Here is a 12,648-nt window from a genome sequence, read left to right as displayed (position 1 = left end):
TAGGGTGGGGGCATGAACGCCCTCCCCGAAGCCCGTGCCTTCCTGATCGCCGACGTCTTCACCGAGCAGCCGTTCGGCGGCAACCAACTGGCGGTCCTGCCGGACGCCGCTGGCCTGTCTGACCGTCAGCTCCAGTCGCTGGCACGCGAGTTCAACTTCTCGGAGACGGTCTTCGCGGTACCGCCCAAGGACCCGGGACACAGCGCCAGACTACGCATCTTCACCCCCACCGGGGAACTGCCGTTCGCCGGGCATCCGACGGTCGGCGCGGCGGCGGTGCTGGTCGGGCAGGGGCTGCTCGACCCGGCGGCGACCGGCGGACAGGTGCTCTTCGAGGAGGGGGTGGGGGTGGTCGCGGTCGAGGTGACTGGCTCGCACGCCCGGCTGACCCTGACCTCGCCGTACCTGACGGCCGCCGAGCCGCCGTCCCGGGCGGCGGTGGCCGCGGCGCTGTCGCTGGACCCGGCGGCGGTGCTGGACTGCTGGTACGGCGGGGTGGGCCTGCGGTTCTGCTACGCGCGGCTGGCCGACGCGGCGGCGGTGGACCTGGCGGCGCTGGACCAGGCGGCCTGGGCGGCCTCGATCGCCGGCGGCTGGGCCGAGGATCTGCACGTGTTCGCCGGGGAGTTGGCGGACGGCGGCCGGGTGCACGCGCGCTGTTTCGTGCCGTCGATGGGGGTGCCGGAGGACCCGGCGACGGGGTCGGCCGCCGCCGGCCTGGTGGCCGGCCTGGTCGCCCGGGAGGGGCGGGCGCCGGCCACGGCCGACGGCGAGGTGCGGCTCACCGTGGCGCAGGGGGTGGCCATGGGGCGGCCGAGTTTGATCGAGGCGGCGGCCAGCTGGCGGGCCGGCCGGCTGGCCGAGGTCTCGGTCGGCGGCCACACGGTGCTGGTGGCCAGCGGCACCGTCACGCCCGGCCCGGCGTAGCGGGCACGCGCCGGGGCGGGGGCCGCCCGCCCCGGCGCGGCCGGGTCAGCCGGTCGGCACCTCGCCGCGTTCCCGCGGGGCCCGGCCGGTGTCGTCGTCCTCGTCCGGGTCGGTGTTGAGGGACAGCACCAACGCGTCGCGCTCCGCCGTGGGTTCGGGCTTGAGCAGGCCGATGCCCAGGTAGAGCACGAGCGAGGTGAGCAGCGGCAGCCCGACGATCGCCGCCTCCGTCGAGCCGTCGATCTGGTAGCGGACGACGTACCAGACGGCGAGCCCGCCGGCCCAGGAGGTGATCGCCGCGGTGGGGCCGATCCGGCGGAACCAGGGCAGCAGGCCCAGCATCAGCGGGATGGAGATCGGCCCCATGGTGGCGGCGACCAGTTGCACCACCGTGTCCAGGACGAAGCCCTCACCCCTTGTGGTGATCGCGATCAGCATGCTGAGGCTGACGAAGAGCACCGTGGTGATCCGGGCGAAGAGCAGCTGGGCCGCCTCGCCGAGCCGGCGGACCTTCGGCGCCAGCACCGGCGCGATGTCCCGGGTGATGACGGCGGTGATCACGTTGGAGTCGGAGGCCACCATCGCCATCGTGTGGGAGAAGAAGCCGGCCAGCATCAGCCCGATCAGGCCGGCGGGCAACAGCTCCTTGGAGAGCGCCACATAGGACTCCTCGCCGGCGGTGAGCCCGGGCACGATCAGCGGGGCCGCGACCATCGGCAGGAACAGGATCAGCGGCCAGACCAGCCACAGGATGCTGGAGAGCAGCGCGGACCGCTTGGCGGCGGAGCCGGACGGCGCGGCCATGTAGCGCTGCGCCAGGTTCCACATGCCGCCGTTGTACTCGAAGGTCTTCACGAAGAGGAACGCGATCACCAGCCAGGTGGTGACGGAGCCGCTGATCGGGTCGCCGTGGCCGTCCGGCAGGTCGCCCCACATGGTGAACGGGAAGTCCGCGCCGAGCTTGGCCATCACCGCGAAGAGCATCGCGAAGCCGGCGACCGCCTGGATGACGAACTGCCCCATGTCCGTGAGGACGTCGGCCCACAGGCCGCCGACCGTCATGTAGGCCATGGTGGCGACGCCGGTGAAGATGATGCCGACTTCCAGCGGGATGTCGGCGAAGCCCTTCAACAGCACGGAGATCGCGACCCACTTGGCGGCGATGTCGACCACCTTGAGGGCCGCGCCGCTGTAGGCGAGGACCTGCTGGGTGGGCAGGTTGTAGCGGCGGGCCAGGTACTCCAGCGGCGACTTGACGTCGTGCTTGGCGCGCAGCCGGTTCCAGCGGGCGGCGAAGAGGAAGGCGCCGACGCCCACGCCGAGGCCGATGGTCAGCGGCCACCAGAAGTAGACGGTGATCCCGTCGTTGTAGGCGACGGCGGCGAAGGCGACGAACATCACCGCGCTGTAACCCGACATGTGGTGCGAGATGCCGGAGAGCCACCACGGTATTCGGCCGCGGGCGGTGAAGAAGTCGGCCACGTCGTGGACGCGTTTCTTGGACCACCAGCCGATGGCGACTATCACCAGGAAGTAGCCGGCGACCACGATCCAGTCGAGTGCGGACATCGCGGCTCCTAGGAGGAGGGGATGGGGAACGGGGGCGGTACGGGCGGGTGGCGCGTGGGTCGGTCGGCCCGGCTCACCAGTAGGCGCGCTTGGGCTGGAACGCCGGGTCGGTGCGCCGCATGTAGGCGGTGTCGTCCCGGCGTTCGATGCCGCAGCGCAGGTAGTTCTCGTGCAGCTCGGCCAGCGCCGCGCGGTCGAGTTCGACGCCGAGGCCAGGCGCCGCGGGCAGTGGCACGGCGCCGTCCACGAAGCGCAGCGCGCCGGGCACCACCACGTCCTGCCCCTGCTGCCACGGGGTGTGGGTGTCGCAGGCGTGGGTGAGGTTGGGCACGGCGGCGGCCAGTTGGGTCATGGCGGCCAGGCTGATGCCCAGGTGGGTGTTGGAGTGCATGGACAGCTCCAGGCCGAAGGTGGCGCAAAGCGCGGCGACCTGGGTGGAGCGCAGCAGCCCGCCCCAGTAGTGGTGGTCGGTGAGCAGCACCCCGACGGCGCCTTTGGCGATGGCGGGCGGCAGGTGCTCGTGGGTGACCACGCACATGTTGGTGGCCAGTTTCATCGGGACCTCGGGCGCGACCCGGGCCATCCCGTCGATCTCCGGGGTGGGGTCCTCCAGGTACTCCAGCACGCCGGCCAGCTCCCGGCCGACCCGGATCGAGGTGTCCGGCGTCCAGGCGGCGTTGGGGTCGATCCGCAGCGGCAGGTCGGGGAAGGCGTCGCGCAGCGCGTGCACCGCGGCGATCTCCTGGTCCGGCGGCAGCACCCCGCCCTTGAGCTTGATCGAGCCGAACCCGTACTCGCCGACCAGCAGTCGGGCCTGGGCGACGATCCCCTCCGGGTCGAGGGCGGCGCCGAACCGGTCCTCCTCGGCGTCCGGGTGGCCGGCCCACTTGTAGAAGAGGTAGGCGCTGTACGGCACGGCGTCCCGGACCGGCCCGCCGAGCAGGTCGGCGACCCGCAGCCCGGCGGCCTTGCCGCGGATGTCCAGGCAGGCGACCTCGAACGGGGAGAAGACCGCGTCCACGGTCTTCTGGTTGCTGCCGGCGCCGGTCAGCCCGTGCTGGTCGACGAAGACGTCGGTGCCGACGGCCCCGGCGACGCGGGCGTACTGGGCGTGGTGGGCGTGCACGTCGAGCCCGACCAGCGCGGGCGCGGCGGTCCGCAGGCGCTCCAGGTGGGAACGGTCCCCGTAGGTCTCACCCAGGCCGGTGAGGCCCTCGTCGGTGAGCACCTCGACGACGGTGCGCAGCGCCCAGGGCTCGTGGACACCGCTGGCGTTCAGCAGGGGCGGGTCGCGGAAGGCGACGGGGGTCAGCTTGATCTCGCGTATGCGCATAGGCGACCATTCACATATTTGAATATGGGCCATTCTGGTGAACAGACGCGGCAACTGTAGAAGTGCCCTATGGGGCAGTCAAGGGTGTGCGCAGGCCAAACAGGGAGGCGCTGTTCAGCTAGCTGAACAAGGCGGCCCCGCCGCCGAGTTGCTCGCGGAACGCGGCCGGGGGCGGTGGCCGGCCGGCCACCGCCCCCGGTCAACGCGCGCCCCCGGCCCGCCCGGTCAGCCGGCGGGCGGCCCGTCGGCGGCGCCGTCCAGCGCCTCGGCCAGCACCTCGGCCAGGTGCCTGGCCCGGCGGCCGGCCAGCTGGTCGAGCTGGAGCCGGCAGGAGTAGCCGTCCGCCAACAGCACGGCGTCCGGCGGCGCCTGGCGCACCGCCGGCAGCAGCTGGTCCTCGGCGCAGGCCACCGAGACCTCGTAGTGGCCCCGCTCGAAGCCGAAGTTCCCCGCCAGGCCGCAACAGCCGCCGGAGAGCGGCCCGGTGAGGCCGGCGGCGGCCCGCAGCGCGACGTCGGGCGCCTCGCCCAGCACCGCGTGCTGGTGGCAGTGCGTCTGCCCGGCCACCGGCCGGTCGATCATCGGCGGCCGCCAGTGCGGCGCGTACTCCGCCAGCGTCTCGGCGAAGGTCCGTACCTGGGTGGCGAGTTGGGCGGCGCGCGGGTCGTCGGGCAGCAGCTCGGGCAGGTCGGTGCGGAGCGCGGCGGCACACGGCGGCTCCAGCACCGTCACCGGCCGGCCGTCGGCCAGCACCCCGGCCAGCCGGTCCAGGGTGCGGCGCCCGGTGGCCCGCGCCCGGTCCAGCTGCCCGGTGGAGATCTCGGTCAGCCCGCAGCACACCGCGCCGTCCGGCACCGTGACGCCGAGCCCCGCGTCGTCCAGCACCCGCACCGCCGCCCGACCCGCCTCGGGCGACAGGTAGTTGGTGAAGCTGTCCGGAAAGAGCAGCACCGCGCCGCCGGCCGACCGGCGCTGCCGCGCCCACCAGCGGGTGAACGGCTCGGCGGCCAACGGCGGGATGCCCCGCTCCGGGGCGATCCCGCCCAGCCGCTTCGCCACCGCGGCCAACGGCCCCAGCCGGGCGGCCAGGTTGGCCGGTCCGGCCAGCCGCAGCGCAGCCACCAGCCGCAGCCAGGTCGGCAGCCGCCCCATCGCGTAGTGGCCGGCCGGCCGCGGCCGCCCCCGGTAGTGCTGGTGCAGGAACTCCGCCTTGTAGGTGGCCATGTCGACGCCCACCGGGCAGTCGCTGCGGCAGCCCTTGCAGGACAGGCAGAGGTCCAGCGCGTCCCGCACCTCGGTCGAACGCCAGCCGTCGGTCACCACCTCGCCCAGCAGCATCTCGTGCAGCAGCCTGGCCCTGCCCCGCGTCGAGTGCTCCTCCCGGCCCGTGGCCCGGAACGAGGGGCACATCACGCCGGCCCCCGAACTCGGCCCGCTCTCCCGGCACTTGGCGACCCCGACGCAGCGCCGCACGGCCGCCGAGAAGTCCCCACCGTCGCCCGGGTAGGCGAACGCCACCGGCGGCGCGGTGGGCATCCCGAGGAACCGCAGGTCCGCGTCGAGCCGCGCCGGGCGGGCCAGCACCCCGGGGTTGAGGCCGCGGTCCGGGTCCCACAGCGACTTGAACCGGTCGAAGACCCCGACCAGACGCTCCCCGTACATCCGGGGCAGCAGCTCGGAGCGGGCCAGCCCGTCCCCGTGCTCCCCGGAGAGCGAACCGCCGTGCGCCACCACCAGGTCGGCCAGCTCCACGCTGAACTCGCGGAACCGCGCCACCCCCTGGGGAGTCAGCAGGTCGAAGTCGATCCGGACGTGGATGCAGCCGTCCCCGAAGTGCCCGTAGGGCAGCCCGCGCAGCCCGTGGTCCCGCAGCAGGCCGCGGAACTCCCGCAGGTAGGCGCCGAGTCGGGCCGGCGGCACCGCGCAGTCCTCCCAACCCGGCCACGCCTCACCGCCGTCCGGCAGCCGGGTCGCGGTGCCCGACGCGTCCTCCCTGATCCGCCACAGGGCGCGCTGCGCCGCCGGGTCGGTCAGCACCGTCGACCCCGTGATGTCGCCGGCCGCGGCCCGGCACAGCGCGTCCGCCGCGGCCCGCGCCGCCGCCGGCCCGGCGCCGCCGACCTCCACGAACAGCCAGGCCCCGCCGGGCGGCAGCGCCCGGGCGGCGGCCCCGCCCACCAGGTCGGCGGCCATCCCCTCCACGGTGAGCGGCCCGTGCGCCAGCAGCCCGGCCGCCGCCTCGGCCGCGGCGCTCTCGTGCGGGTAGCCGAGCACCGCCAGGGCGCGCGCGGCCGGCGGCTCGACCAGCGCGACCTTCGCCTCGGTGAGCACCCCCAGGGTGCCCTCCGAGCCGGTGAAGGCGCGCGCCCAGTCCCGGCCGCGCTCGGGCAGCAGCTCGTCCAGCGCGTAGCCGGAGATCCGCCGCGGCAGCTCGGGGAACCCGGTGCGCAGCGCCGCCAGTTCGTCGGCGACCAGGTCGGTCACCGCCGCCCGCAGCCGGTCCGGCACCCCGGCCCCGCCGCGGCCGAGCACCGCCGGCTCGCCCCGGTAGCTGAGCACCGTCAGCTCGCGCACGTTGTCGGCCGTGGTGCCCCAGGCCACCGAGTGGGAGCCGCAGGAGTTGTTGCCGATCATCCCGCCCAGGGTGCAGCGGCTGTGCGTCGACGGGTCGGGCCCGAAGGTCAGCCCGTGCGGGGCGGCGGCCGCCCGCAGCGCGTCGCAGACCACCCCCGGCTCCACCACCGCCGTCCTGGCGTCCGGGTCGATCGACCGCACCCGGTTCAGGTGGCGGGTGAAGTCCAGCACCACGCCCAGCCCGGTGGCCTGCCCGGCGATGCTGGTGCCGCCGCCGCGGGCCACCACCGGCACGCCGCGCTCCCGGCAGACCGCCAGCGCGGCCGCCACGTCCTCGGCGTCCCTGGGCGCCACCACCCCCAGCGGTACCCGACGGTAGTTGGAGGCGTCCATGGTGGCCAACGCCCGGCTCGCCGGACCGAACTCCACCTCCCCCCGCACCCGGGAGGCGAGCGCGGCGGCCAGCTCCGCCACCGCCCGCTCCGCGCCACCGCTCGCCACTTCACGCCCTGTTCGACTCGACCGTTCCATACCTCCCACCCTGCACCCATTTCCTCACGCGACGGGTGGGTGAACACACAGAAGGCACTTTCGATTCACCGCTGAGTGACGTTATGTCAGTCGCCAACTCCCCATATAGTGTTGGCGAATTTCCGCCCCCCTGACGTCCCCCCCGAGGTCCACGTTCCATGACAGCGCACACCCGGCCGGAGCGCCGGAGGCCGCAGCGTTCGGCGAAGCGTCAGACGCTGCTCGCCCTGTTGATCACGCTGGTGGTGACCGGAGTGACCTGGACGCTCTCGGTCTACCTCGCTCCCGATTCGGTCCGCACCCCCCTCGCCTGGGGCGCCGGCCTCGGCGCGGTGGCGCTCTGCGTCGCCGTGCCCTGGGCGGTGCACGGGCACGCCAGATCCCGGCTGCTGACCGAGCGGTTGGCCGAGCAGCGCCAGCGGTCCGAACGGTTCGCCGACGTCGCGGTGCCGGAGCTGGTCGCCCGGCTGCGCGACGGCTCCGGCGCGGCCACCGCGCTGGCCGCGGCCGCGCCGGCCGACGAGGTCGAGGCGCGCGCCCTGCGCACGCTGGCCGACGAGATCGGCCGGGCCGAGAGCAGCAAGGCCGCCTCGCTCGCCGCCTGCGCCGGCGCCGCCGGCCGGATGCAGGCCCTGGCCCTCAGCATGCTGGCCGAGCTGCGCGAGATGGAGCACCGGCACGGCGACGAGGAGGTGCTCGGCGACCTGCTGCTGCTGGACCACCGCACCGCCCAGGCCGGCCGCCTCGCGGACAGCATCGCGGTGCTCACCGGCGCCCGTTCCGGTCGGCGTTGGTCGAAGCCGATCGTGATGGAGAGCATCATCCGCGGCGCCATGGGCCGGATCGGCGGCTACCAGCGGGTGCGTTCACACTCCACGGTGAACGCGGCCGTCGCCGGGCACGCCGCCGAGGGGGTGATGCACGCGCTGGCCGAGATCCTGGACAACGCGGCCAACTTCTCGCCGCCCACCTCCGAGGTGCACGTCTACGTCGAGGAGGTGCAGGCCGGCCTGCTGATCACCGTCGAGGACAGCGGCCTGGTGATGAGCGACGTGGCGCTGCGCCGCGCCGAACGGACGGTCTCCGCCGACAAGTTGGACCTCAGCGCGCTCTCCGGCACCCGGCTCGGCCTGGCCGTGGTCGGCGCCCTGGCCAGGAAGCACGGGCTGAAGGTCTCGTTCCGGCCGTCCGCCCGGGGCGGCACCGGCGTGCTGCTGATGATCCCGCAGGAGCTGATCACCCGGCCGCGCGCCAACGAGCCCACGCCGACCGCCGTCGCACCGGCCCCCGCCCCCACCGCGGCGCCCGTGCGCACGCCCGCGCCGGCCCCCGTGCCGGCCCCGGCCGCGCCGGTCGAGCCGCCCGCCCCGGTCGCCGACGACCGCCCCCGAGCCACCGAGGAGCACGCCCCGGCCGCCGCCTCCACCACCGACGAGCTGCCGCAGTTCGGCGAGAGCGGGCTGCCCAAGCGGCGCCGTGGCCGCACCCTGGCCAACGCCGACCGGCAGGAGCGCGCCCGCCGGGAGCGCGCGGCCGCGCCGCGCACCGCCCATTCGCCGGCCGAGTCCGCCGCCCGGTTCGGCGCCTTCCGGCAGGCGCTCCAGGGGCGGAACCGAGCCGCCGAAGACCCCCAGTCCACCCCCTCCCCCCAAGTGACGTCCCACCCGGAGGAACACACCCCATGACCACATCATCCGCCGGGGCCCGGCACCACCTCGCACCCTCTGGAACGGCGGACGAACGGCTGAACTGGCTGCTGGAGCGTCTGCTGGACCGGACGCCGGGGGCCAGGCACGCCCTGGTGCTCTCCCGCGACGGGCTCAAGCTCTGTCGCACCCCCGAGCTGTCCGAGGACCAGGCCGACCAGCTGGCCGCGATCGCCGCCGGCATCCAGAGCCTGTCGCACGGCGCCTCCATCGAGTTCGGCGACGGCAGCGGCGGGGTGCGGCAGTCGATGACCGAGTTCTACGGCGGAATACTGTTCATCGTGGAGGCCGGCGACGGCGCCCACCTGGCCATCGTCGCCGACCAGCAGGCCGACGTCGGCATCATCGGCCACAACATGAACGAACTGGTCGAGCAGCTCGGGGAGTACCTCAGCGCCGCGCCCCGGGAGCCGGGCGACGGAGGGGGTGCCGCGTGAGCCGCCCCGGCCGGGACGAGGAGCCCGACCGCCTCTACATCGTGACCAGGGGCCGCAGTCGGGCGTCATCCGACGCCTTCGACCTGGTCACCCTGGTGGTCAGCGAGTCGGAGCCCACCTCGGGGATGCAGTCGGAGCACACCAGGATCCTGAAGATGTGCCAGTACCCGACGGCCGTGGTGGAGGTCGCCGCCGAGCTGCGGCTGCCCATCACCGTGGTCCGCATCCTGCTGAGCGACCTGCTCGACTCGGGCCTGATCACCGCACGCCATCCCAAGACGGCCAGCTCGGCCACCCACCTTCCCCACTCGAATCTCCTTGAGCAGGTGCTCGTTGGACTCCGCAACCTCTGACCGCGCTGGCAGCCGCACTCCACTCGACCGGTCGGCCGACAACGGTCTGAAGATCGTGGTCGTCGGCGGCTTCGGCGTGGGCAAGACCACCATGGTGCGCTCGGTGAGCGACATCCGTCCGCTGAACACCGAGGAGGTGATGACCAGGGCCGGCGAGCAGGTGGACGACATCTCGGCGATCGAGGGCAAGACGTCCACCACGGTCGCCTTCGACTTCGGCCGGATAGCCCTGGACCAGCGCACCGTGCTCTACCTCTTCGGCGCGCCCGGGCAGGAGCGCTTCTGGTTCCTGTGGGACCGGCTGTTCGCCGGCACCCTGGGCGCCGTGGTCCTGGTGGACACCCGCCGGCTGGCCGACTCCTGGTACGCCATCGACCGGCTGGAACACCACGGCACCCCGTTCATCGTCGCGCGCAACGACTTCGGCGGGCAGCCGCACAGCGCCGAGCAGGTGCGCGAGGCGCTCGACCTGTCCGAGGACGTCCCGCTGATCGACTGCGACGCCCGCTCCCGCCCGTCGAGCAAGAACGTGCTGATCACGCTCGTCGAGCACCTCTACACCCTGTCCACCGCCCGGGAGAACGCCCAGTGACCACCCCCGCCCCGACCCCGTCCGCCGACATCCCCGGGCTGGCCCCGGACGCCGTGCCGCTCAGCGGCGAGCGGTTCCACACCGACCCGCACCGGCTGTACCGGGAGATGCGGCAGCAGCACGGCCCGGTGGTGCCGGTCGCGCTGCCGGGCGACGTCCCGGCCTGGCTGGTCATCGGCTACCGCGAGCTGCACCAACTGCTCAGCGACTCGGAGCTGTTCAGCCGGGACTCGGAGCTGTGGAGCCAGTGGCCGAAGATCCCGGCCGACTGGCCGCTGGGGCCGATGATCGGCCGCCGGCAGCCGTCGATCCTGTACACGGTGGGCGAGGCGCACACCCGGCGGGTGGCGGTGACCAACGAGGCGCTGGAGGCGGTCGACCAGATCGGGCTGCGGGCCGTCGTGGAGTCCCGCGCCGACCAGCTGGTGGACCGGATCTGCGGGCAGGGCGAGGCGGAGCTGATCGAGGACTTCGCCAAGTCGCTGCCGATCCTGGTGCTGGCCACCCTGCTGGGCTTCCGCGAGGAGGAGAGCCAGGGCCTCAGCCAGGCGATGCACGACATGATCGACGGTGGCGAGCGCGCCATCGCCGGCCAGCAGCACCTGCTCGGTTCGATGCGCCGGCTGATCTCGCTGCGGCGCACCCAGCCGGGCGCGGACGTGGCCACCCGGATGCTGGAGGGCAACCGCGGCTTCTCCGACGAGGAGCTGGTCCAGGACATGATGGTGATCGTGGCCTCCGGCCACCAGACCACCGCCGACTGGATCGGCAACACCATCCGCCTGATGCTCACCGACGACCGGTTCGCCGCCTCCTTCTTCGGCGGCCGGCACAGCGTCGCCGAGGCGATGAACGAGGTGCTCTGGGAGGACACCCCGAGCCAGATCATCGCCGGCCGGTGGGCCACCAGGGACACCAAGCTGGGCGAGCGGCACATCAGGGCCGGCGACATGATGCTGCTCGGCTTCCAGGGCGCCAACGACGACCCGCAGGTGCGGGTCCACCAGGCGGCCGGCGGGGGCGGTGTCACCGGCAGCGGGCTGACGGGTGGAAACAGCGCGTTCTTCTCATTCAGCCACGGAGATCACCGCTGCCCGTTTCCCGCGGTGGAGATTGCGGAAGTCATCGCGAGGACCGGCATCGAGGTGATCCTCGACCGGCTTCCCGACATGGACCTGTCCGTATCCCCGGCAGCGCTCAACCGGCGGCCCTCGCCCTGGCTGCGCGGCATGACGACGTTGCCGGTGCGCTTTACGCCGACCCCGGCACTTGGAGGCCAGAGATGAGTTGTCCCGTCCACCACAGCGGCGACGCACCGAGCAGCGACACCATCGTGCTCGACCCACTGGTGCGCGACCTGGCGGGGGAGGGCCGGGCGCTGTTGGCGGCCGGGCCGATAGCCCGGGTGGAACTCCCGGGCGGGGTCCCGGTGTTGGCCGTCACCCGGCAGGAGGAGGCGCGCCGGCTGTTGAACGACCCCAGGCTGGTCAAGGACGTGGCCGCCTGGGGGGCCTGGCAGCGTGGCGAGATATCCCAGGAGTGGCCGCTGATCGGGCTGGCCGCTCCGCCCCGCTCGATGCTCACCGTGGACGGCGCCGAACACCGGCGCCTGCGGGCCAAGGTCGCCCAGGCCCTCAGCCCTCGCCGGGTCCAGCTGCTGCGGCCCGGCGTGGAGCGAATAACCGAACGGCTGCTGGCGGATCTCGCCGAGCGGCCGACCGACGCGCCGGTCGATCTCAAGGCGCTCTTCGCCTACCCGTTGCCGATGGCCGTGGTCTGCGAACTGATGGGCATCGACCCGTCCGCGCAGCCCCGACTGCGGGATCTGTTCGACGAGTTCTTCAACACGCAGACCCCGCCGGCCCGGGTGCCGGTGATGTTGTCGGAGCTGAACGCCCTCTTCGCCGCGACCGTGGCGGAGAAGCGCGCCCAACCCGGGGATGATCTTACCAGCGCGCTGATCCTCGCCGACGACGGCGGCAGCCGGCTGACCGACGACGAGATCACCAACACCCTCCAGCTGATCATCGCCGCCGGCCACGAGACCACCATCGCGCTGCTGGACAACGCGGTGCGCGGGCTGCTGACCCACCCGGACCAGAAGGACCTGGTCCTCTCCGGCGAGGTGCCCTGGGAACATGTCATCGAGGAGACCCTCCGCTACTCCCCGCCGACCTCCCACGTGCTGATCCGCTTCGCCACCGAGGACATCGAGGTCGGCGACACGGTCATCCCCAAGGGCGAGGGCCTGATCACCTCCTACGTCGCCATCGGCTGGGACGACGCGCAACACGGGCCGACCGCCGAGCGGTTCGACATCACCCGGCCGACGCCGATCCGGCACATCTCGTTCGGGCACGGCCCACACGTCTGCCCGGGCGCGCCGCTCTCCCGGCTGGAGGCCGCCGTCGCGCTGCCCCGGCTCTTCGAACGCTTCCCCGACCTGGCGCTGGCCGTGCCGGACGAGGAGCTGCGCCGCCGGCCCAACGTCACCCAGAACGACCTCTACGAGCTGCCCGTCTGGCTGCACGGCGAGCCCGCCTGACGCCCGGTCCACGGGCCGGAGCGGCGTGTCTCACCCCCCGGACGAGGTGCCGAGGGGGCCGGGAAGGGACTACGCTCCGGC

At 73.5% G+C, this 12,648-nt stretch carries 10 protein-coding genes; 7 read left to right on the top strand and 3 right to left on the bottom strand.

Going from position 1 to position 12,648, the window contains the following annotated elements; genetic code table 11:
- Positions 1-12: 12 nt before the first annotated feature.
- The gene (locus tag RM844_RS18095) at positions 13-927 is read left to right on the top strand and encodes a PhzF family phenazine biosynthesis protein (protein ID WP_311668286.1); all 915 of its coding nucleotides are present in this window, start codon (positions 13-15) and stop codon (positions 925-927) included.
- Positions 928-972: 45 nt separating this feature from the next.
- On the opposite strand, the gene RM844_RS18090 is transcribed toward RM844_RS18095, so the two are convergent.
- The 3 genes from RM844_RS18090 to RM844_RS18080 form a co-directional block, all read right to left on the bottom strand.
- Positions 973-2,496, bottom strand: coding sequence for a sodium:solute symporter family protein (locus RM844_RS18090; protein ID WP_311668285.1), 1,524 nt, complete (start codon positions 2,494-2,496; stop codon positions 973-975).
- A gap of 73 nt (positions 2,497-2,569) precedes the next feature.
- Positions 2,570-3,829 (bottom strand): glucarate dehydratase family protein, encoded by a 1,260-nt coding sequence (locus tag RM844_RS18085; RefSeq protein ID WP_311668284.1) that lies wholly within the window; start codon positions 3,827-3,829, stop codon positions 2,570-2,572.
- A gap of 225 nt (positions 3,830-4,054) precedes the next feature.
- Entirely contained in the window at positions 4,055-6,934 is a 2,880-nt protein-coding gene (locus RM844_RS18080) for an FAD-binding and (Fe-S)-binding domain-containing protein (protein ID WP_394814539.1), read from the bottom strand.
- 158 nt (positions 6,935-7,092) lie between these two features.
- Between RM844_RS18080 and RM844_RS18075 the strand changes: the two genes are divergently transcribed.
- From RM844_RS18075 to RM844_RS18050, 6 genes are read left to right on the top strand one after another with little or no spacing between them, the layout of a single operon-like run.
- Positions 7,093-8,619, top strand: a complete 1,527-nt coding sequence (locus tag RM844_RS18075; protein WP_311668283.1) for a sensor histidine kinase — start codon at positions 7,093-7,095, stop codon at positions 8,617-8,619.
- Positions 8,616-9,077, top strand: coding sequence for a roadblock/LC7 domain-containing protein (locus RM844_RS18070; protein ID WP_311668282.1), 462 nt, complete (start codon positions 8,616-8,618; stop codon positions 9,075-9,077). The genes RM844_RS18075 and RM844_RS18070 overlap by 4 nt, the downstream gene beginning before the upstream one ends.
- Positions 9,074-9,430, top strand: coding sequence for a DUF742 domain-containing protein (locus RM844_RS18065; protein WP_311668281.1), 357 nt, complete (start codon positions 9,074-9,076; stop codon positions 9,428-9,430). The genes RM844_RS18070 and RM844_RS18065 overlap by 4 nt, the downstream gene beginning before the upstream one ends.
- Positions 9,411-10,022 carry a GTP-binding protein gene (locus RM844_RS18060; protein ID WP_311668280.1) on the top strand — a complete coding sequence of 204 codons (612 nt, stop codon included), beginning with the start codon at positions 9,411-9,413 and terminating at the stop codon, positions 10,020-10,022. Before RM844_RS18065 ends, RM844_RS18060 begins: the two co-directional genes overlap by 20 nt.
- The gene (locus RM844_RS18055) at positions 10,019-11,308 is read left to right on the top strand and encodes a cytochrome P450 (RefSeq protein WP_394814538.1); all 1,290 of its coding nucleotides are present in this window, start codon (positions 10,019-10,021) and stop codon (positions 11,306-11,308) included. Before RM844_RS18060 ends, RM844_RS18055 begins: the two co-directional genes overlap by 4 nt.
- Positions 11,305-12,567 (top strand): cytochrome P450 family protein, encoded by a 1,263-nt coding sequence (locus tag RM844_RS18050; protein ID WP_311668279.1) that lies wholly within the window; start codon positions 11,305-11,307, stop codon positions 12,565-12,567. The genes RM844_RS18055 and RM844_RS18050 overlap by 4 nt, the downstream gene beginning before the upstream one ends.
- Positions 12,568-12,648: the final 81 nt, after the last annotated feature.

It is taken from the genome of Streptomyces chisholmiae (genome assembly GCF_031845445.1).
GTDB lineage: Bacteria > Actinomycetota > Actinomycetes > Streptomycetales > Streptomycetaceae > Streptomyces > Streptomyces chisholmiae.
Note: the sequence above shows the minus strand (reverse complement) of the source record. Positions and strands in the feature narration are given on the sequence as shown.